The organism is Streptomyces sp. RK62 (assembly GCF_018070255.1).
Lineage (GTDB): Bacteria > Actinomycetota > Actinomycetes > Streptomycetales > Streptomycetaceae > Streptomyces > Streptomyces nigra.
In genome coordinates, this window is sequence record NZ_JAGPYD010000015.1 from 192,486 (window position 1) to 212,960 (window position 20,475).

Sequence of the window (20,475 nt, forward strand, 5' to 3'; positions counted from 1 at the left end):
ACTCATCACGGGCCGGTCGGCGAAAAGAAGAATCAGTGCCAGGGCAGGCGGCCGCGTGTCTCCCAGTACGCGCGCGGCTCCTCCGCGAGGGCCGCGAGCCGGGCGAGCCGGTCCTCGTCCAGGTCCACCACGGCGGCGTGCAGGTTGGACGCCAGCTGTGCGGTGGTCGCCGCGCCGGAGAGGACGACCCCGGCCCAGGGCCGGCGCAGGACGAACGCGAGGGCCACCGCGTCGCACCCCTGGTCGGTCTCGGCGGCCACGGCCCGCAGCGCCTCGGGGGCGTCCGGGCCGGCGAGCCGCCCGTTGGCCATGCCCTCCTTGACGATCACCGTCAGTCCGGCGTCGTACGCCTCGGCGAGGGCGGGGCCCGCCGAGGTCTCCAGGACGTTGTACGTCGACTGGACGGTACGGAAGAGGGGTTCGCCGTCGACCGTCACGGCGAGGGCGGCGCGCACGGCGTCCGCCTGGGCCGGGCCGCTGGTGGAGAACCCGATGGTCACGCCCTGGGCGGCGGCCTCCGCGAGCCGCGCGTGCAGCTCCTTGTCGGTGAGCGCGGGGCTGTCCGGGGTGACCGAGTGGATCTGGTAGAGGTCGAGGCGGTCGCCGAGCAGCGCGGCGGTCTCGGCGCGCTGGCGCTCGTACGTGGCCAGGCTGTGGTCCTTGACCTCGTGCTTCTCGGCGTCGGTCGTCCAGTCGGCGGTGTAGGTGTAGCCCCACTTGCTGCCGACGACGACGTCGTCGACGTCCGGACGCGCGGTGAGCCAGCCGGCGAGGAACTCCTCCGAACGGCCGTACGAGCGGGCGGCGTCGAAGTAGCGCACGCCCTGCGCGTACGCGGCGTCGAGGAGTTCATGAGTGCGGGTGCGCAGCGCCTCGACGCTGCGGTCGGCCCCGAGGTCCTCGTCCCGGCCGAGGTTGATGTAGCCGGGGCGGCCGACGGCGGCGAGGCCGAGTCCGATGTGGCAGGTCGGGGTCGTCGCTGTTGCCAGTCGGGCGAAGGGCATCGCGGGCTCCGTTCGGTCGGCTTCGGTACCGCTGTCCGACCAACGTAACCCGCGACGCCCCCGTGCACGGGGCGGGCCTCAGCCCTTCTTGGCCGTGGCCCAGGTGTGCTGGGCCGCCACGTCGGCCTTGACCTCGGCGAGCTGGACGGCGACCGCGCTCGGGGCCGTGCCGCCCCGGCCGTTGCGGGAGGCCAGGGCGCCGGGCACGTTGAGCACGGTCCGCACCTGCGGCGTCAGATGGGCGGAGATCTTCGCGAACTGCTCGTCCGTCAGCTCGTCCAGCTCCTTGCCCTCGGCCTCGGCTGCCTTGACGCACTCGCCGGCGACCTCGTGGGCGACACGGAACGGGACGCCCTGCTTGACCAGCCACTCGGCGATGTCGGTGGCGAGGGAGAAGCCGGCCGGGGCCAGCTCCTCCATGCGCTCACGGTTGACGGTGAGGGTGGCCATCATGCCGGTGAAGGCGGGGAGCAGGACCTCCAGCTGGTCGCAGGAGTCGAACACCGGCTCCTTGTCCTCCTGGAGGTCGCGGTTGTACGCGAGCGGCAGCGCCTTGAGGGTGGCCATCAGGCCGGTGAGGTTGCCGATCAGCCGGCCGGACTTGCCGCGCGCCAGCTCCGCGATGTCCGGGTTCTTCTTCTGCGGCATGATCGACGAGCCCGTGGAGAACGCGTCGTGCAGCGTCACGAAGGAGAACTCCTTCGTGTTCCAGAGGATGACCTCCTCGGCGATCCGGGAGAGATTCACGCCGATCATCGCGGTGATGAAGGCGAACTCGGCGACGAAGTCACGGGAGGCCGTGCCGTCGATGGAGTTGCCGACCGAGCCGTGCTCGAAGCCGAGGTCCTTCGCGACCGCCTCCGGGTCCAGGCCCAGCGAGGAACCGGCCAGCGCGCCCGAGCCGTACGGCGACACGGCCGTCCGCTCGTCCCACTGGCGCAGCCGCTCGGCGTCCCGGGACAGCGACTGGACGTGCGCGAGGACATGGTGGGCGAAGAGCACCGGCTGGGCGTGCTGGAGGTGGGTACGGCCGGGCATGGCCACGTCCGGGTGGGCCTCGGCGAGCCCGATCAGCGCGTCCTGGAGGTCGGCGATCAGACCGCCGATGATGCGGGCGTGGTCGCGCAGGTACATCCGGAAGAGGGTGGCGACCTGGTCGTTGCGTGAGCGGCCGGCGCGCAGCTTGCCGCCGAGGTCGGGGCCGAGGCGCTCCAGCAGGCCCCGCTCCAGGGCGGTGTGGACGTCCTCGTCGGCGACGGTGCCCACGAAGGAGCCGTCGGCGACGTCCGCCTCCAGCTGGTCGAGGCCGGCGATCATCCGGGTCAGCTCGTCCTCGGTGAGCAGTCCAGCCTTGTGGAGCACGCGCGCGTGCGCACGGGACCCGGCGATGTCGTACGGGGCCAGCCGCCAGTCGAAGTGGACGGAGGCGGACAGCTTGGCCAGGGCCTCGGCGGGACCGTCGGCGAAACGGCCGCCCCAGAGCCGGACGTCACCGCTGTTGCTGCTCACTCGCTGTGCTCCTCGGAGGTCTGGATGTGGCGTCGTCTCCCGCGGCGGGCACGGGAGGCGGTCGCCACGCTAGTGGGCGCCGGCCGGCACACCACGTATTGCCATGCATGAGTATGCAGAGCTCTGCATGATTCGTCAATTGGGGCAGCGGGCTCCGCGCCGCGTCGGAGCGAAACCCGGGCCCCTGGTTGAAACTTTGAACGCCAGTAACCGCTTACCCGTATATCCCGCCGAGCGCAGGCGCCGCGTTCGTCCTCGACGACACCCCGAACCCGAGTGAGGCATCCGTATGTCCAGGGCTCTTCCGAAGTACAACAAGCGTCGTGTCGCGTTCGTCGGCGGCGCCGCGGCGGTGGCACTGTCCGGCACGGTGATCGCCGGTTTCGCCCTGGCCGGGGAGTCCGGGCAGCGCGCCGAGCCCGCCCGCACCCTGGCCGGTCCCGGCACCATCAGCTGCCCCGACGTCACCGGGCAGCTCCCCGCGATCCCGGCCTCCGCCCAGGCCGAGGTCGACCGCAACCTCGCCCAGCTCCAGACCCAGATCACCGAAGCCAACCAGCGCCTCGCAGACACCGTCGGACAGGGCGGCCCCAACTTCGTCCAGAACGCCATCCTCGGCCCGCTGGAAGACAAGCGCGTGGCCGCGCTCAACCGCATCGAGACCGCCATCGGCCGCGCGGCAGCCAAGCCCGACGGGCTGGAGGCGTTCGCCGCCTGCACGCTGAACGCAGACGGAGCCGGAGCGGGAGCCGACGACGGGGCAGAGGCGACGCCGAGCGAGCCGGCCGGGGCGGACGGCAACGCGGGCGCGGGCCAGGACACCGGGAACGGCAACGCGGGGAACGGCGAGGGGGCCGGGGCCGACACGGATCCCGGCACCATCAGCTGCCCCGACGTCACCGGCCAGCTCCCCGCGATCCCGGCCTCCGCCCAGGCCGAGGTCGACCGCAACCTCGCCCAGCTCCAGACCCAGATCACCGAAGCCAACCAGCGCCTCGTAGACACCGTCGGACAGGGCGGCCCCAACTTCGTCCAGAACGCCATCCTCGGCCCGCTGGAAGACAAGCGCGTGGCCGCGCTCAACCGCATCGAGACCGCCATCGGCCGCGCGGCAGCCAAGCCCGACGGGCTGGAGGCGTTCGCCGCCTGCACGCTCACCCGGTGACGTGACAGGCAGCCGTGGCCGCCCCGTTGGCACGCCGGCCGGGGCGGCCGCGGTGATACCCGGGTGCCGCGTCAGATTTCCTTAGACACCCGAACGATCAGCGCCCATAATCGACGACGTGGGCAAAACATATGAACGCATCGACGGCAGGCTCCGCACGTTCATCGAGGAGCAGCCGCTCTTCTTCACCGCCAGCGCGCCCCTCGCGGCCGACGGCACGGTCAACCTCTCCCCCAAGGGCCTCAAGGGCTCCTTCGCCATCCTCGACGAACTGACGCTGGCCTACCTGGACTTCGCCGGCTCCAACGCCGAGACGATCGCGCATCTGCGGGAGAACGGCCGGATCACCCTCATGTGGTGCGCCTTCCAGGGGCCGCCGAACATCGTGCGCGTGCACGGCCGCGGTGAGGCCGTCTTCCGCGACGACCCGCGCTTCGCGGAACTCCTCGGCCATTTCCCCGGCATCGATCCGTCCCAGCACGGCCTGCGCGCCGTCATCGTCGTCCACGCCGAGCGCATCCGTGACTCCTGCGGGTACGCCGTCCCCCTGATGACGTACGACGAGGACCGCGACCTGCACGGACGGCGCTTCTCCCGGGAGGACGACGACTCGCTGAGCGCGTACTTCGCCAAGAAGGACCACATCGCGACGAGCATGGACGGCCTGCCCGGACTCCCGTTGCCACTGCCGCCGGCCGGCGTCTGAGGCACCCTCGCCCCCGGGCTGAACACACGGGCCTCCCCGCACGTATCTCTGGGCCAAGGGACCACGTCAACCCCTTGCTCCCGTCCCCGGAGGAACCGTGACCACCACGCTCGCAGGCGGCCGTGCCGCCCGCCGCCAGACGATGCGCCGCATCCGTCCGCGCCGCTCCCCGGCCGTCCCGCTGGTCGTCGCCCTATGGGCGGGCGCGGCGGCGGTGCTGTGGCTGTGGTGGGACAACACGCCGTCCCTGGCGGACGACACCGCGAAGATCCTCGCCGCGGGCCGGATCACGGGCCTGCTCGCCGGGTATCTGATGGCGCTGGTCGTCCTGCAGATGGCGCGGGTGCCGGCACTGGAACGGCGGGTCGGGTCGGACCGGGTGGCGCGCTGGCACGCCATGAGCGGCCGGTACACGGTCTGCCTGGTCATCGCGCACGTCTTCCTGACGATGTGGGGCTACGCGCTCCAGGGCGGCCGGACGCTCGGTGACGTCGTCCAGCAGACGATCGACTCCGTCAACACGCTGCCCGACATGGGCAAGGCGGCCATCGGCACCGGGCTGCTGTTCGTCATCGCCTTCATCTCGATCGGCGGCATCCGGCGGCGTATCCCCTACGACGGCTGGTACCACGTGCACCTGCTGACGTACGCGGCGGTGTTCCTGACGTTCTGGCACCAGATCACCACCGGCAACGAGTTCGCCGTCGAGCCCACCGCGAAGACCTTCTGGTACGGCCTGTACGGCGCGGTCACCGCGCTGGTGCTCTGGTACCGGGTCATCACCCCGATCCGCCTGAACCTGCGGCACCGGATGTACGTGGAGGCCGTCATCGAGGAGACGCCCGGCATCGTGTCGGTGCTGATCGGCGGGCGCAAGCTGCACCGGATGGGCGCCGAGGCGGGTCATTTCTTCCGCTGGCGGTTCAAGGCGCCGGGCATGCGCTTCAGTTCCCACCCGTACTCGCTGTCGGCGGCGCCCCGCCCCGACATGCTGCGGATCACCGTCAAGGCGATCGGCGACCACACGTCCCGGCTGCGCGACCTCAAGCCCGGCACCAAGGTGTGGGCGGAGGGCCCGTACGGCGCCCTGACGGCCCAGCGCCGCAGCCGGGGCAAGGTACTGCTGGTGGCCGGCGGTGTCGGCATCACGCCGATGCGGGCCCTGTTCGAGACGCTGCCGGGCGCCTCCGGCGACATCACCCTGCTCTACCGGGCCAACAGCACCCAGGACCTGGCGCTGTGGGACGAGCTGTCGGCCATCGCCGACGAGCGCGGTGCCCGGCTGATGTACGCGGTCAACAGCCCGGACGGCGAGCGTCCGGACATCTCGGCGGAACGGCTGCGGCAGAAGCTGCCGGACATCGACCAGCACGACGTCTTCCTCTGCGGCCCGCCCGGGTTCGCCCAGTCCGTGTACGAGGCACTGCGCGGCGCCGGAGTGCCCGCCCGCCGCATCCACCACGAGTCGTTCGAGATGTGAGCGACCGGACTTCGAGTCATCACCACTCCAGGAGCTGTGGAAAGCCATGAGGAAGAGCCATCCCATCCGGCGTTTCGTGCTGGCCGGTGCGGCCACCGTGTCGGGGATCGTGCTGCTGCTGTCGCTGAAGCCGGCGACCGACCCGGCGTCCGCCCAGGCGGCCGGCGGCGCGGCGCCCCCGGCCGCGGCCTCGCCGCAGGGCGGCGCGCAGGCCGCCGGGTCGGGCACGGTCACCGGTGACGCGGCGCGCACCCAGTACGGCGCGGTCCAGGTCCGGCTGACCGTGGCCAACGGGAAGATCACGAAGGCGGAGGCCGTCCAGGCTCCCAGGGGCGGCCAGAGCGACCAGGTCACCGCGAACGCGGTGCCGAAGCTCAACCAGGCGGCGGTCGCGGCGCAGAGCGCCGACATCGATGCCGTGTCCGGGGCGACCTACACCAGCACCGGGTACAAGCAGTCCCTGCAGTCGGCGATCGACAAGGCGAACGCGGCCGCGGGCGCCTCGCAGGGGTCGGGCGGGCAGAATGCGGGCGGGGGCACGGCGCAGGCCCGTACCGTCACCGGCGCCGTCGCGCAGACCCAGTACGGGCCGGTCCAGGTCCGGGTCACCGTCAGCGGCGGGAAGATCACCAAGGCGGAGGCCGTGAAGGCGCCGAGCGGCGGGCAGAGCACCAACATCACCGCCAACGCGGTGCCGAAGCTCAACCAGGCCGCCGTGGCCGCCGGCAGCGCCGAGATCGACGCCGTGTCCGGGGCCACGTACACCAGCGCCGGGTACAAGGAGTCCCTCCAGTCGGCGCTGGACCAGGCCGGTGGCTGACACGGTGGTGGAACCGACACCAGCTCCCGCCGCGGTACGTCGTGCGGAGGAGGTCATGGGGACGGTCGTCTCCTTCGACGTCCGCGGCGGGGAACCCGACGCCGTCCGGTCGGCCCTGGACGAGGCGGTCGCCGGGCTGCACCGGGTCGACGAGGTGTTCAGCACGTACCGCGACGACAGCCAGGTGTCCCGGCTGGCGCGCGGGGAGCTGACACTGGACGCGTGCGACCCGGAGGTGGCCGAGGTGCTCGAACTCGGCGCCGAGGCACAGCGGTTGAGCGACGGCTGGTTCAGCACGTCGTACGCGGGCCGCGTCGACCCGACCGGCATCGTCAAGGGCTGGTCGGTCGAGCGGGCCGCACGGGCTCTCGCCGGGGTCCCCGGAGTGACCGGTGTGAGCGTGAACGGCGGCGGCGACGTGCAGTTGCTCGGCGTGCCGGACGGCCGGCGTCCGTGGCGGGTCGGTGTGGCGGACCCGCTGCGTCCCGGGGGTCTCGCCGCGGTCATCTCCGCGGCCGGCCTGGACGAGCTGGCGGTGGCCACCTCCGGTACGGCGGAGCGCGGCGCCCATATCGTCGACCCGGGCACGGGCCGCTCGGCGGTGACGGACCTGGTGGCCGTGACGGTGGTCGCCCCCCGCCTGACCTGGGCGGACTGCTGGGCGACGGCGGCCTTCGCGATGGGATCGCGGGCGGGCCTGGCCTGGCTGGAGTCGCTGCCGGACGTAGAAGCTCTGCTGATCACCGCGGGCGACGAGGTCCGCTGCACAGGTGGCCTGGCGGCCCGCCTGGGCTGAGGCGGGCCCGCCCCCGCTCAGTGGGCGTTCTGCGCCAGCCTCAGCAGATGGTCCGCGAGCGCCTGACCCCCCGTGGGGTTCCTGCTGATCAGCATCAGCGTGTCGTCGCCCGCGATCGTGCCCAGGATGTCGTGGAGTTCGGCCTGGTCGATGGCCGAGGCGAGGAACTGGGCGGCCCCCGGAGGGGTGCGCAGGACCACGAGGTTGGCGGAGGCCTCCGCGGAGATCAGCAGCTCCTGGGAGAGCCGCCGCATCCGCTCCTCCTTGGCGGACTCCCCGAGCGGGGCGCGCGGCGTGCGGAAGCCGCCCTCGCTGGGCACCGCGTAGATGAGGTCGCCGTCGTTGTTGCGGATCTTGACCGCGTTCAGCTCGTCGAGGTCGCGGGAGAGCGTCGCCTGGGTGACGCTCAGTCCGTCGTCGGCGAGCAGCTTCGCCAGCTGACTCTGCGACCGCACGGGCTGCCGGTTGAGGATGTCCACGATCCGGCGGTGACGTGCGGTGCGGGTCTGCGGCACGGCGGGCCCGTTCGCCCCGTTGTGCCCGTGGTCCTGCGACTGGCTCATCGTCGTCTCATTCTCCGGATCCGTCCCCTGCGGCCACGTCCAGGATGCCGGGCAGGCCCTGAAGAAGCGCCTCCACTTCGTCGTCCCCCAGGTTCAGCGGCGGCATCAGCCGTACGACATCGGGGGCGGGCGCGTTCACCAGGAAACCGGCGTCCTGGGCCGCCTGCTGCACACCGGCGGCGTGCGGCCCGGTGAGCACGATACCCAGGAGCAGTCCCGCGCCCCGGACATGGTCGATCAGCGGGTGCCCGAGTGCCTCGACGCCGTCGCGCAGTTTCTCGCTCTGCCGCTTGACGTTCTCCAGCAGCCCGTCGTCCGCGATGGTGTCCAGGACGGCGAGGCCAGCCGCACAGGCGACCGGGTTCCCGCCGAACGTCGTGCCGTGGTGACCGGGCTGCAGCAGGTCGGCGGCCCGGCCGAAGGCGACGGTGGCGCCGAGCGGCAGTCCGCCGCCGAGCTGCTTGGCGAGGGTGACGACGTCCGGGAGCACCCCCTCGTGGGCCTGGTAGGCGAACCAGTGGCCGGTCCGGCCGATGCCGGTCTGCACCTCGTCGAGGACGAGCAGCGCGCCCGTGGCGGCGGTGATGGCCCGTGCCGCCTTCAGATAGCCGGCCGGCGGGACCACGACGCCGTTCTCGCCCTGGATCGGTTCGATGATCACCAGGGCCGTCTCCTCGGTGACGGCGGCGGCCAGCGCCTGCGCGTCGCCGAACGGGACGTGGGTGACGTCGCCGGGCAGCGGCAGGAAGGGGTCGCGCTTGCCGGGCTGGCCGGTCAGCGCGAGGGCGCCCATGGTGCGGCCGTGGAAGCCGCCGTCGGTGGCGACGACATGGGTGCGGCCGGTGAGCCGGCCCAGCTTGAAGGCGGCCTCGTTGGCCTCGGCGCCGGAGTTGCAGAAGAAGACCTTGCCGTCCCGGCCGAAGAGCTGGAGGAGCCGTTCGGCGAGGGCGACGGTCGGCTCGGCCATGAAGAAGTTGGAGATGTGGCCGAGGGAGGCGATCTGCCGGCTGACGGCCTCGACGATCGCCGGGTGGGCGTGGCCGAGGGCGTTGGTGGCGATGCCGCCGACGAAGTCGAGGTACTGGGTGCCGTCGGCGTCCCAGACCTTGAGGCCCTCGCCGCGGACCAGGGGGAGCCGCGGGGTGCCGTAGTTGTTCATGAGCGAGCCCTGCCACCGCTGGGCGTACTCCTGGTTGGCGGTCACTGCGCGTCCCCCTCCGGCGCGTCCGGCACGACCATCGTGCCGATTCCCTCATCGGTGAAGATCTCCAGCAGGATCGAGTGCTGGACCCGGCCGTCGATGACGCGGGCGGTGGTGACGCCGTTGCGTACGGCGTGCAGGCAGCCCTCCATCTTCGGCACCATGCCCGAGCTGAGTTCGGGCAGCAGTTTCTCCAGCTGGGAGGCGGTGAGGCGGCTGATCACCTCGTCGCTGCGGGGCCAGTCCTCGTAGAGGCCCTCGACGTCCGTGAGGACCATGAGAGTCTCCGCTCCCAGCGCAGCCGCGAGTGCCGCAGCCGCCGTATCAGCATTGACGTTGTAGACATGCCCGTCGTCCTGACTGCGGGCGATGGAGGAGACGACCGGGATGCGGCCGTCGGCGAGCAGGGCCTCGATCGCGCCCGTGTCGATCTCGGTGATCTCGCCCACCCGCCCGATGTCGACCGGTTCGCCGTCGATCTCGGGCTGGTGCTTGGTGGCGGTGATGGTGTGCGCGTCCTCGCCGGTCAGACCGACGGCGAGCGGACCGTGCTGATTGAGCAGGTTGACCAGCTCGCGCTGGACCTGCCCGGCGAGCACCATCCGTACGACGTCCATGGCGTCCTCGGTGGTGACCCTGAGCCCGGCCTTGAACTCGCTGACGATGCCGTGCTTGTCGAGGGCGGCACTGATCTGCGGCCCGCCGCCGTGCACGACGACCGGCTTGAGCCCGGCGTGGTGCAGGAACACCACGTCCTGGGCGAACGCGGCCTTCAGGTCCTCGTCGACCATGGCGTTGCCGCCGAACTTGATGACGACGGTCTTGCCGTTGTGACGGACCAGCCAGGGCAGCGCCTCGATGAGGATCTGGGCCTTGGGGAGCGCGGTGTGCTTCCGCGTCGGGTTCGTCATGACGAGTACGCGCTGTTCTCGTGGACGTAGTCGGCGGTGAGATCGTTGGTCCAGATCGTCGCGGTCTCGGAGCCGGCCGCGAGGTCGGCGACGATGTGCACCTCGCGGTAGCGCATGTCGACCTTCTCCCGGTCCTCGCCGACGCCGCCGTTCTTGCAGACCCAGACGCCGTTGATGGCGACGTTGAGCCGGTCCGGCTCGAAGGCGGCCTTCGTGGTGCCGATCGCGGAGAGCACCCGGCCCCAGTTGGGGTCCTCGCCGTGGACGGCGCACTTGAGGAGGTTGTTGCGGGCGATGGTGCGGCCCACCTCGACGGCGTCGTCCTCCGTCGCGGCGTTGATCACCTCGATCTTGATGTCCTTGCTGGCGCCCTCGGCGTCCCGGATGAGCTGCTGCCCGAGGTCGTCGCAGACCTGCCGTACGGCCTCGGCGAACTCCTCGTAGGCCGGGGTGACGCCGGACGCGCCGGAGGAGAGCAGCAGGACGGTGTCGTTGGTGGACATGCAGCCGTCGGAGTCGACCCGGTCGAAGGTGACCCGGGTGGCGGCCCGCAGCGCCTTGTCCAGCGTCGCGTCGTCGAGGTCGGCGTCCGTGGTGAGGACGACCAGCATGGTGGCGAGGCCGGGGGCGAGCATGCCGGCGCCCTTGGCCATGCCGCCGACGGTCCACCCTCCCCCAGACTCCGTCCGGGGGGACCCCCAGGTGACGACGGACGTCTTGTGGACGGTGTCGGTGGTCTTGATGGCGATGGCGGCCTTCTCGCCGCCGTGCTCGGAGAGCTGCCCGGCGGCGGTCTCGATGCCCGGGAGCAGCTTGTCCATGGGCAGCAGGACGCCGATCAGACCGGTCGAGCAGACGGCGATCTCGATGGGTCCGCGTCCCAGCACCTCGGCGACCTTCTCGGCGGTGGCGTGGGTGTCCTGGAAGCCCTTCGGTCCCGTACAGGCGTTGGCGCCGCCGGAGTTGAGGACGACGGCCGACACCTGGCCGCCCTTGAGGACCTGCTCGGACCACAGCACGGGCGCGGCCTTGACGCGGTTGGAGGTGAACACGCCCGCGGCGGCGCGGCGGGGCCCGGTGTTGACCACGAGGGCCAGGTCCGGGTTGCCGTTCTCCTTGATCCCGGCGGCGATGCCCGCCGCCGTGAATCCCTTGGCTGCCGTCACACTCACGGCGCGACTCCGATCGTGGAAAGCCCGGTGCTCTCGTCGAGCCCCAGGGCGATGTTCATGCTCTGGACGGCACCGCCCGCGGTGCCCTTGGTGAGGTTGTCGATGGCGCTGATCGCGACGATGCGGCCCGCGGCGGCGTCGTACGCGACCTGCACCTGGACGGCGTTCGAGCCGTAGACGGACGCCGTGGCGGGCCACTGGCCCTCGGGGAGGAGGTGGACGAACGGCTCGTCGGCGAACGCCTTCTCGTACGCGGCGCGCACCGCCCCGGCGCCGACGCCGCCCTTGGCACGGGCGCTGCAGGTGGCGAGGATGCCGCGGGGCATCGGCGCGAGGGTCGGCGTGAAGGAGACGGAGACCCGCTCCCCCGCGGCCGCGCTGAGGTTCTGGATCATCTCGGGGGTGTGCCGGTGGCCGCCCCCGACGCCGTAGGGCGTCATGGAGCCCATGACCTCGCTGCCCAGCAGATGCGGCTTGGGCGCCTTGCCGGCGCCGGACGTGCCGGATGCGGCGACGATCACGGCCTCCGGTTCGGCGAGACCCGCCTCGTAGGCCGGGAAGAGGGCCAGGGAGACGGCGGTCGGGTAACAGCCGGGGACCGCGATACGCCGGGAACCCTCCAGCGCGGTGCGGCCGCCCGGCAGCTCCGGCAGTCCGTACGGCCAGGTGCCGGCGTGCGGGGAGCCGTAGAACCGCTCCCAGTCACCGGCGTCCTTGAGCCGGAAGTCGGCGCCCATGTCGACGACCAGCGCGTCCGGCCCGAGCTGCTCGGCGACGGCGGCGGACTGTCCGTGCGGCAGGGCGAGGAAGACGACGTCGTGCCCGGCCAGCGTCTCGGGCGTGGTCTCGGCCAGCACCCGGTCGGCGAGCGGCAGCAGATGCGGCTGGAGCGCCCCGAGGAGCTGTCCCGCGTTGCTGTTGCCGGTCAGGGCGCCGATCTCGACCTCGGGGTGCGCCAGGAGCAGACGCAGCAGTTCCCCGCCCGCGTACCCGCTCGCTCCGGCCACTGCCGCACGTACCGCCATGGATGCCTCCTCCTCGATGGCATGACTATACGTTTCGCCGCAGTTTTATGCAATCCATTCATGAGTGGGCGGCGGCGCGGTTTGTGACCGAGACTTTTTGTTGGCACATGGAGAGTGCTAGTTGGCACACCTTGGTCACGTAGCGCTGTGTAGCCAGAGCAGCTGTGTAGCCGGAGAGCCTTGCGCGAGGAAGTCGTACGCGCGGTGGTGCGCGATGGAGTCGTACGTAACTGGGGACGATCGGGGCCCTGGCAAGATTTTCGTAGACGGAGATCTTGCCAGGGCCACGTAACTGTGTACGCCAACACGCGGCCTGCGCCACGGTGTCAGGGCCGCCGATATCGCCTGATCCAGCCCGGTCTTGCGGACCGTCTCCGCCAGCAGGATGCCTCCCGCCTGCGAGACCACTGGTCCGGCCACCGCCCCCAACGCGGACACGAGGGTAGGAACCGATACGCTTCTTCACCTGGGAAGTGCCTCCGACGGTGGCAGGAACAAGGACCTCGACAATCCTCATTCTTGCTGGTCAGAGGCCCTTTTCGTTTACCCGACCACCTGTCGGACACCGGGCTTCATGAAAGCGCGAGGTTAGGAGACGCCTGCTCTGTTCTCAATCGCGGCAGCCGGGGCACGCTTACTTGACGCAGTTGGAGGACTCGATACCTGTCCGACGACGTGGTGGAGTTCCGTCACGTATAGGCGTCAGGCGGGAAGGCTGTGCAGTAACTACGACACTGTGTCGGTGGCTCCCCCTACCATGGGGCCATGGCGCAATGCACAGCACCCTCCCGAGGCCACCGCACCGCGAGTGGAGCCGCGAACTGCCCAGCGTGCAGCAACTGGGGAAGGTCGTACTCCCGGTCGTCATACCCGTCGGGCTCCTCGTACAGCAGCGGCGGCGGAGGCCGGTCTTCGTCGTACGGCTCGTCCGGAGGTGGGACCTCGCGTCGCACTAGGTCCGGCAGGACGGTGTCGTACACCCCGACCGAGTGGCAGGCGGTCGAGCCCTACGCCGAGAAGGCTGCGGTACAGGCCCAGACGTACCCGGACAAGCGAGACCTCTTCCTGTGCCACGCCTGGAACGACCGTGAGGGCAGCGCGAAGGAGCTCTACGGCCACCTGAAGACCAGTGGCGCGACGGTGTGGTTCAGCGAGGAAGACATCCCGCTCGGTTCGCTGCAGATGCGCGAGATCGACAAGGGGCTTCGTAACTCCCGCATCGGCATCGTGCTGGTCACGCCATCCCTACTCGAGAGCATCAAGAACGAGGGCATCGCCGAAAAGGAACTCGCCGTCCTGCTCAACACCAATCGCGTCGTGCCCGTGACGCACGGGGTGACCTTCGACGAGCTCTACGACGTCAGCCCCATGCTCGCGTCCCATTCCGGGCTGAGCACAAAGGAATCGTCGCTCGACGCCGTCGCCGCCAAGATCGCTGCTGCTGCCGCCGCGCTTCCCGCTGCCTGACGCTCGGCTCAACCCGCACGAGCAGTCGATGCCGTTGCCGCGAGAGAAGAAAAAGTCGCAGTCGGGGTGGTGCTCACGGTCAGTGCGCTGCACCGGCACCCGGTCCACTACGAACGCGCGCCCTGGCCTGGGCGGCCCGGAACATCCGCTCGAAGGTGCCGTCCTTGGCCCACCGGCGGAAGCGGGTGTGCAGCATGGCCCAGGAGCCGTACCGCTCGGGCACGTCCCGCCAGGCCGTCCCGGTCCTGAACTTCCACACGATCCCGTTGAGGACCGTCCGGTCGTCCAACCGCCTGCGGCCCCGCTCGGACCGGGGCAGCAGCGGCCGGACGAACTCCCACTCGGCATCGGACAGTTCATGACGACGTATCACCCGACCATGATCCCCGACCGAAGATCATTTGACGACAGACCCTAGCCCAGCAGGAGCGCACTCAGATCGTCATGGTCGGTGACTCGGCACAGGCCATCTACGGATGGCGCGGCGCCCAGGATGTGATGGCGCGGTTCACCGGCCAGCACCTCACGCTCACCCGCTCCTTCCGCTTCGGCCCCGCGCTCGCCTCGGAGGCCAACCGGTGGCTCACCCTCAGCAACGCTCCCATCCGACTGACCGGGACACCCGACATTCCGACCACAATCGGATCCCGAGCCGGGCGCCCGGATGCGGTCCTGTGCCGGACCAATATCGGCGCGATGACCGAGGTCCTCGCACTCATCTCCGCCGGCATCGCCACGGCGCTGGTCGGCGGGGGTGACTCCCTGCGCGCCCTGGCATGGGCCGCCCGCGACCTCATCCAGGGACGCCGCGCCCACCACCCTGAACTTGTACTGTTCACCACCTGGACGGCACTGCGCGACTACGCCGGGCACGACCCCGCCAGCAGTGACCTGCAGCCCTTCGCCAACCTCGTCGACGAACACGGCCCCTACGCCATCCAGCAGGCCTCGACCGGCTCGTTCCTGAAGACGCGGCCGAGGTCACCGTCTCCACCGCCCACAAGGCCAAGGGTCGGGAATGGGCCCGGGTCCGCATCGGAGCCGATTTCACGCCGCCCGCCGACACCGACGAGGTCGACGCCCAGGGCCAGCCCGTTCCCCGGCCCGTCGATGAGGCAGAAGCCCGCCTGGCGTACATCGCCGTCACCCGGGCCCGCCACCACCTGGACCCCATCGGCCTGGCCTGGATCAGCCAGCACCCCGACAACCCGGCCTGAAGAACTCCCCGGCACACGCCGCGGCCTCACCCGGCAGATCGCCCACAGTGACGCAGCACCGGCGCGCGCCGTGCCTACTGATCACGCATTCCCCGACGTCGTCGCGATTGACGGATGGGCCGCGAATGTCACCACGGAAACGACTCGTTCGCCCCATGCCCCAAGGCCCGCACTTGCCTTGGAGCCTTCGGGACCAGCCGGGTAACAGTGGTGAGGCACCGGGCGGCAGATGTCAAGAACGGTTGCGTACGACGGCTCGCCTTGGCTCCGCGTCCGGTCCGGGCTGCGGCACGATCCGCGGCAGGGCGGCGGGACGCAGGGCCCAGTGCACGCGGAACTGTTCCAGGATCTTTCGGGCGCTGTGCGGGGACACTGTCATCTCCAGGCGCGCCTCGGCCAGTCGTTGCAGGTCGCCGGGTGTCTTGTCGGGGCCGGTGTAGGCCGCTTTGCGGGCCGCGAAGTTAGGTCGCGCAAACACTTCGAGCAGGGTGCCGATGAAGTAGAGGTAGCAGGAGAACTCCTCCCACCGCTGGGCAGACTCGCCGACGGGGTCGGTGCCTTCGGCGTGGGGAGGGTGTACGGCGTGTGCTAGGTGCAGGACGCGCTGCTCGAGTTCGGGGTTGGCCCGACTGGAGTCGGCCTCGCGGATCAGGGTCATCAGGGTGTGCAGGTCGTGCACGGTCTGCGCGGTGGCGGCGGAATCGTTGTGGCGGGCCAGTAGCGCGCGAAATCCGGCCAGGGCTTGTGCGGCCTCCTCCCACAGCACTTCACGGGCCAGGGCCGCCAGTCCGGGCCGCCGGGTACGCCGATGGGTCTCTGTCACCTTGCGGGTGTAGCGGATGAGGTCGCGTGGAAGCCCGCCGGACAGCGCGTGGACAAGTGCAACGAAGGGGTCGGTGAATCCTGGAACTCGTATCTGCAGCAGCTCTCTGGACTCATCCAGGGTGCGCGCCTCGATGACCAGGACGTCTTCCAGGGAACTATCGGTGACGTCGCGGGTGGGCAGCCCGCGGCGAATGAAGGCTGACCCGATGTCCTCCGACACCGACAGCACGAAGTACACGCGCGGTACGTCGAAGATGGCCTTGATCTCGGCGAGGAACGCGCGTGCCTGCTCGCTCGAGCCCAGCCGGTCGAGCTCGTCGATGCCGACGAAGACCTTCCAGTCGTCCTGGCGCTCGATGGCGCTGACGCGGGACAGCAGGCTCCGGAACTCCCACACCAGCTCCGGGTAGGTGAAGGTGCGGGAACTGCTGCCGCTGGTACGGCCGAATCCCAGGGTGAGCGCGCGGGCCGACGCGCCGAGCGAGGTTGACGTGCCGACAGATTGGATGTGCTGCAGCATGCTCAGGTAGTTGTGGCAGTCGTGCACCAAGCGCCGCACCGGCCGCCCGGTGAGCCAGCTCCTCGGATCGGCCCACCACAGCAACAGCGCGCCCACCACGAGCAGCACCAGACGGGAGATCACGGGATGCCCCTGCCACGCGGTCAGCGTCCACTCCCACAGACTCACCGCCCCTCCCGCGGCGGCGGGGCGAGCGGACTGGTAGACGGCATCGACGAGATCGCGGACTTCCCTCTGGATCGCCAGGACGACCAGGCCGAGCCCGGCCAGGAGCTGGGCCCACCGGCGCGCCGAGTAGTACAGACGCCGGGGGCGGTGTGCTGCGCGGGCCCGCGAGCGGAACAGAAACGGGGTACGCGGACGGCGGCCGTATAGTGCGAGGTAGTCCCGGCACACCGACTGGAACAGGGAGAGCAGGAACTCCTCGGGGCGGTAGTTGGCCGGCGTCTGGACGATGGTGTGGAAATGCAGTTCGGGAAAAAGACCGAGCCGGCCCTGGCAGGCCTTCTTCAGCAGGGTGCTCTTGCCGACACCCCGCGGCCCACAGATCGCGATCGCCCCACCGCTCATCTGATCGAGCTTGCGCTGCAGCGTGGCCTCGACCTGCGTCGATATCCAGTACCGGGAGTTGCCGGCGTCGATGAGACCGTCATGGCTGCGGGCCACCAGCAGTGACTCGTGATCAGGTCCGAGCAGCGCCGTCATCTCACGCCGCATGATCGGGTCCATTGTCTTCTTCAGCCTGACGAGCGCCCACCAGCCCAGGCGCACCTCGGCGTCGGCCGCGCATGCGGCCCACAGCACGCCGTATAGGGCTGTCTGTATTTGGTTGACAAAGTTGTTCCGGTTATCCGCGTTTCTGAACTCTTTGACGCCGTAGTAGCCCAGAGGCCAGATAAGGACCGTGATATCCACCCACCAGGACATCCCGACCATTGCATCCGCCAGCCAGTAGACGAGCGCCACCAAGAACACGAGCGACAGGAAGGGCGTGGTGCGGCACCGCTCCCGGGACTCGATGAGGCTTTGACGCAAGGAGTCGACACGAGCCGCTCTGCGGCGCAGATCGAAGTAGGAGGGATCCGCCCGCAGCACTTCGGAGATGATCCGGGGCTGGTCGAAGGCCTGCCGCAAGTGCTCGTCCGTGACCTGAGGCCGGTCCAGGTCCAGATACGCCCGGATCTCTGGGTGCTCGGTTGACGCCGTCACGGCACGCTCGTACCAGGGCCGGATCCGCCGGGGCTCCAGGTGCCAGATTCCGCTCGGCATCCATGCCTTCCTCTGAGCAGCGAACGCATCCCGCGGCCCGACAGCGACGGGAATCCGCAAGCGGCCGACACCTCACGCCCCGTGCGGAACCACTGGACCAGGGCAGCATCGTAGGAGCCAACACGCTCAACAGGTCCCGACAAGAGAAAAGTTGACGCAATGTCGCTGGTAGCGGCTGACGGTCGCGGCATTCCATGGATGCGGCCCATCGAGGTCCGGTGGCGGACACGACCGGCGTACGCATGCCAGCGAAGAGCAACTGCACCAAGGGAGAGGGCGACTTGGCCGGGCGGAACATGGCGTACCTGCGCAGGCACGAGGTGGAGAAGCTCCTCCACCTGGACAAACGTGAGCTGGACCAACTGCTCGAGGAAGACGAAGACTTCCCTGAAGGGTCCCGGGACCATCACAACCTGTTCGACCAGGCACTCGGCAAGGAGCCCCCCGTGACGTGGGACGGCGGCTCGGTCTACACCTGGGCCGCCCGCTCCAGCCGGTTTCGTGAGCGAGGAGCCGTGCTGCTTGATCCGTCCCTGGACACACGGTCCGTCGCTCCCGGCAAGTGGCTCGGATTCCAGCCCACCTCACAGGGCCCGGCCATGGACTGGGAAACAGACCTCGGCATCGTGCGCATCGTCCACACCACTCGCCATGGCGCAGCCCACGCCATGGCCGAAGAACTGGCCGAGGTCCCCGGAGCCCAGAGCGTGATCACCGTATGCACCCTATTCGGTGATATCGGACTCTCAGGCCCGGCCCTGATCGCGGCCGACACCGCGCAGCCGTCCCTGGAGTACGAGACCCAGTGGGGCCTTCTCACCCGGCTCGTCGGCCAGCCGCTGCCCTGGTGGCCCCGTGCGCTGCGACGCTCCGACGTGATCAGCCAATGGTCGCCGGGCGCACCCGTCACCCTCGCCGAAGTCCTGCCCGACGAGAACGAGACCACCCTGCGGCAGGCAGCCACCGTCCGATGGCCTGATGACGCCGCCAAGACGGCACTTGTAGACCTGGCCAACTCCCTGCGCAATCACGACATCGACAGCCTCGACAGCGAGATTCGCATCTTCGCCGAACACGGTGGGAACCCCCACGGCGACCCGCTGCTCATTGGGGCCCGACACCGCACCGAGGGCTACCCCCTGCCCCGCACACACGACCGTGATCTGCTCGCTGCAGGCTGGCGCGCCATCGCTTCCAGCCAGCTCTTCGAAGCCTACGAACCCATGGAGATCGGCATGCACTACGCCGCCGACCTCCTGCCGTACGGCCCGCGCACCGAAGTGCGCCTCCGAGGCCCCGCCGCCCGCCGATGGGGGCAGCAACTCACGGCGTGCACACCTACAGCCGTACACGCCGTCCTCGCCGGTGACGCCCATGACGCGACCTTCTACACAGACCGCACAACCGGCATTCCCATCGTCCGCAAGGGATCCTCCTCCCGCGACGGCACCTGGGTCTTCCTGGCCCCACTGCAGCTAGAGGACCAAGACGCCCAGCTCGAGTCCGTGATCCTGGAAGACACCGTGTGGGTACAGACCACGGACGGCCGGATCCATCCCGGACCGTGTGCCCCAGGCGACCACCTGTGGTGGGGCCCCGGCGGAGGGGACCGGCCCACGGAAGCCGCCTGGGTCATCTCCCAGCTCATGGACGACATCAATACGCGAGTGAGCCTGGCCGACCACTGGCACCACGCCCCCGTCGGCCTGACGAAGCTCCTCAACGAAACCCGCCAGTGCGGCACCGAACTCCCAAGGGCCGTGCTCGAGCATGCCCGGACGCAGCAGGTCGACGGCACTTCTTAGCCGACGGTCTATGCCGCCTCACCTTGATTCTCGCCACTCATGCTGGGGCGCGAGCAGGCGTGAGAGAAGTGCGGTGTCCGCGGGTCTTACCCGCCGTCTGGGTGTGTGCCCGGGCCGTCTAGCTCGACCAGGCCGTCATTCAGGCGAAGTACCCCCCGGTCGCCCCGGGCAGCCGGTGGGGTGTAGGTGGAGCCGGTGATGGCGATGGGTGAGTCCGTGACAAGCTCGCCGATCTCGTCGGTGGTGCGGCCTTTCGCCCAGCGCACGCAGTACCGGCCATCAGGCCGGTGATCTGGGGTGGTGGCGCCTTCATGCCCCCAGCAGCTCCACCACAGATACGCCCGCGTCAGCAGGGCACTGCGTAGCAGGGTGCAGGCGGTGGGGGTCCAGTAGTGGGCGAGGTTCGTCTCGGTGGGCGTGAGCAGTGGGGCGTTCTTGAGGAGCTGCCGGTCGAAGGGCTCATCCAGTAGCACAAGGTCCCATCGTCCCAACTGGTGGCTGGTATCGAGGAGTTCGAAGTACGCGCCGGTCGGCAGGTGGCGTAGGACGAGGCTGCGCTTGCCGACCGACTCCAGCCTCAGTCCGGGCAGGCCGGTGAGCTCGATCGTGCCGTCGTTGTCGGTGCGCTGGGTGGGCAGTAGGAAGCGGGCAATGCGGGCGGCGCAGCTCAGCTGAAGGACGAGGCGATCCGGCCGGGGGCTGAGGCCGCCGAAGTAGAGCAGAAGGTCGGGAAAGCTCCGGCCCTCCATACGGTAAAAGGGCATCACAACCCAGATACCCAAGGAACTTGATCAAGCCCTGTTGCAGGGGAAGCGTCGGCAGAGTGGCGGGTCTGACAGATCATCAGCATCAGCACTCCAACACTCACGCACAGTGAGCATCCATACCCTTGAGGTGCCAACTATCTCGCTCAAGATGTGCCAACAAGAATTCTCCAAGCCAGCCTGACCTGCACAGCTCAGACGGAAATGTGCCAACCAAAAATCTCGGTCACAGCGGTCGCCGAGGAGGGCTCCGTCG

General features: G+C 69.8%; 18 protein-coding genes and 2 pseudogenes. 9 read left to right on the top strand and 11 right to left on the bottom strand.

Features of this window, described 5'->3' with window-relative positions:
• Positions 1-32: 32 nt before the first annotated feature.
• Together KBY32_RS27665 and argH are read right to left on the bottom strand one after the other, a co-directional pair.
• Positions 33-1,004, bottom strand: coding sequence for an aldo/keto reductase (locus tag KBY32_RS27665; protein ID WP_055625372.1), 972 nt, complete (start codon positions 1,002-1,004; stop codon positions 33-35).
• A gap of 78 nt (positions 1,005-1,082) precedes the next feature.
• Entirely contained in the window at positions 1,083-2,513 is a 1,431-nt protein-coding gene (gene argH, locus KBY32_RS27670; protein WP_115506380.1) for an argininosuccinate lyase, read from the bottom strand.
• Between the two features lie 289 nt (positions 2,514-2,802).
• Here argH and KBY32_RS27675 point away from each other — a divergent pair, with 289 nt between their 5' ends.
• The 5 genes from KBY32_RS27675 to KBY32_RS27695 all read left to right on the top strand — a co-directional run bounded on the left by KBY32_RS27675 (position 2,803) and on the right by KBY32_RS27695 (position 7,480).
• A complete protein-coding gene (locus tag KBY32_RS27675; RefSeq protein WP_210982028.1) occupies positions 2,803-3,678 on the top strand; it encodes a hypothetical protein in 876 nt (291 codons plus the stop codon).
• Between the two features lie 118 nt (positions 3,679-3,796).
• Positions 3,797-4,384, top strand: a complete 588-nt coding sequence (locus KBY32_RS27680) for a pyridoxamine 5'-phosphate oxidase family protein (RefSeq protein WP_115506378.1) — start codon at positions 3,797-3,799, stop codon at positions 4,382-4,384.
• A 97-nt stretch (positions 4,385-4,481) separates the two neighbouring features.
• Positions 4,482-5,864: a ferric reductase-like transmembrane domain-containing protein gene (locus tag KBY32_RS27685; RefSeq protein WP_055622942.1), complete on the top strand. Its 1,383-nt coding sequence runs from the start codon at positions 4,482-4,484 to the stop codon at positions 5,862-5,864.
• Positions 5,865-5,910: 46 nt separating this feature from the next.
• Complete coding sequence (locus KBY32_RS27690; protein WP_210982029.1) at positions 5,911-6,684, top strand: FMN-binding protein; 774 nt, start codon at positions 5,911-5,913, stop codon at positions 6,682-6,684.
• 55 nt (positions 6,685-6,739) lie between these two features.
• Positions 6,740-7,480 (top strand): FAD:protein FMN transferase, encoded by a 741-nt coding sequence (locus KBY32_RS27695; RefSeq protein WP_210982030.1) that lies wholly within the window; start codon positions 6,740-6,742, stop codon positions 7,478-7,480.
• A 17-nt stretch (positions 7,481-7,497) separates the two neighbouring features.
• Here KBY32_RS27695 and KBY32_RS27700 read toward each other — a convergent pair whose 3' ends face one another.
• The 6 genes and pseudogenes from KBY32_RS27700 to KBY32_RS27725 all read right to left on the bottom strand — a co-directional run.
• On the bottom strand, positions 7,498-8,043 hold the full coding sequence (locus tag KBY32_RS27700) for an arginine repressor (RefSeq protein ID WP_055622940.1): 546 nt from the start codon (positions 8,041-8,043) through the stop codon (positions 7,498-7,500).
• A 7-nt stretch (positions 8,044-8,050) separates the two neighbouring features.
• Positions 8,051-9,247, bottom strand: a complete 1,197-nt coding sequence (locus KBY32_RS27705) for an acetylornithine transaminase (protein WP_115506375.1) — start codon at positions 9,245-9,247, stop codon at positions 8,051-8,053.
• Positions 9,244-10,155: an acetylglutamate kinase gene (argB, locus tag KBY32_RS27710; RefSeq protein ID WP_055622938.1), complete on the bottom strand. Its 912-nt coding sequence runs from the start codon at positions 10,153-10,155 to the stop codon at positions 9,244-9,246. Before argB ends, KBY32_RS27705 begins: the two co-directional genes overlap by 4 nt.
• On the bottom strand, positions 10,152-11,327 hold the full coding sequence (argJ, locus tag KBY32_RS27715) for a bifunctional glutamate N-acetyltransferase/amino-acid acetyltransferase ArgJ (RefSeq protein WP_210982031.1): 1,176 nt from the start codon (positions 11,325-11,327) through the stop codon (positions 10,152-10,154). Before argJ ends, argB begins: the two co-directional genes overlap by 4 nt.
• A complete protein-coding gene (gene argC, locus KBY32_RS27720; protein WP_210982032.1) occupies positions 11,324-12,352 on the bottom strand; it encodes an N-acetyl-gamma-glutamyl-phosphate reductase in 1,029 nt (342 codons plus the stop codon). The genes argJ and argC overlap by 4 nt, the downstream gene beginning before the upstream one ends.
• Before the next feature lie 306 nt (positions 12,353-12,658).
• Positions 12,659-12,818: pseudogene (locus tag KBY32_RS27725) on the bottom strand (IS1380 family transposase); the annotation flags it as partial.
• 307 nt (positions 12,819-13,125) lie between these two features.
• On the opposite strand from KBY32_RS27725, the gene KBY32_RS27730 reads away from it, so the two are divergent.
• Positions 13,126-13,308: a hypothetical protein gene (locus tag KBY32_RS27730; RefSeq protein WP_210982033.1), complete on the top strand. Its 183-nt coding sequence runs from the start codon at positions 13,126-13,128 to the stop codon at positions 13,306-13,308.
• Positions 13,309-13,321: 13 nt separating this feature from the next.
• Positions 13,322-13,819, top strand: a complete 498-nt coding sequence (locus KBY32_RS27735; protein ID WP_061334398.1) for a toll/interleukin-1 receptor domain-containing protein — start codon at positions 13,322-13,324, stop codon at positions 13,817-13,819.
• Between the two features lie 79 nt (positions 13,820-13,898).
• Here KBY32_RS27735 and KBY32_RS27740 read toward each other — a convergent pair whose 3' ends face one another.
• Positions 13,899-14,192 carry a transposase gene (locus KBY32_RS27740; protein WP_210982034.1) on the bottom strand — a complete coding sequence of 98 codons (294 nt, stop codon included), beginning with the start codon at positions 14,190-14,192 and terminating at the stop codon, positions 13,899-13,901.
• Between the two features lie 44 nt (positions 14,193-14,236).
• On the opposite strand from KBY32_RS27740, the pseudogene KBY32_RS27745 reads away from it, so the two are divergent.
• Positions 14,237-15,036, top strand: a pseudogene (locus KBY32_RS27745) (DNA helicase); the annotation flags it as partial.
• A 232-nt stretch (positions 15,037-15,268) separates the two neighbouring features.
• On the opposite strand, the gene KBY32_RS27750 reads toward KBY32_RS27745, so the two are convergent.
• Positions 15,269-17,650 carry an ATP-binding protein gene (locus tag KBY32_RS27750; RefSeq protein WP_210982035.1) on the bottom strand — a complete coding sequence of 794 codons (2,382 nt, stop codon included), beginning with the start codon at positions 17,648-17,650 and terminating at the stop codon, positions 15,269-15,271.
• Between the two features lie 218 nt (positions 17,651-17,868).
• Here KBY32_RS27750 and KBY32_RS27755 point away from each other — a divergent pair, with 218 nt between their 5' ends.
• A complete protein-coding gene (locus tag KBY32_RS27755) occupies positions 17,869-19,455 on the top strand; it encodes a hypothetical protein (protein ID WP_210982036.1) in 1,587 nt (528 codons plus the stop codon).
• Positions 19,456-19,541: 86 nt separating this feature from the next.
• Here the strand turns inward: KBY32_RS27755 and KBY32_RS27760 are convergent, their stop codons facing one another.
• A complete protein-coding gene (locus KBY32_RS27760) occupies positions 19,542-20,204 on the bottom strand; it encodes a hypothetical protein (RefSeq protein ID WP_210982037.1) in 663 nt (220 codons plus the stop codon).
• Positions 20,205-20,475: the final 271 nt, after the last annotated feature.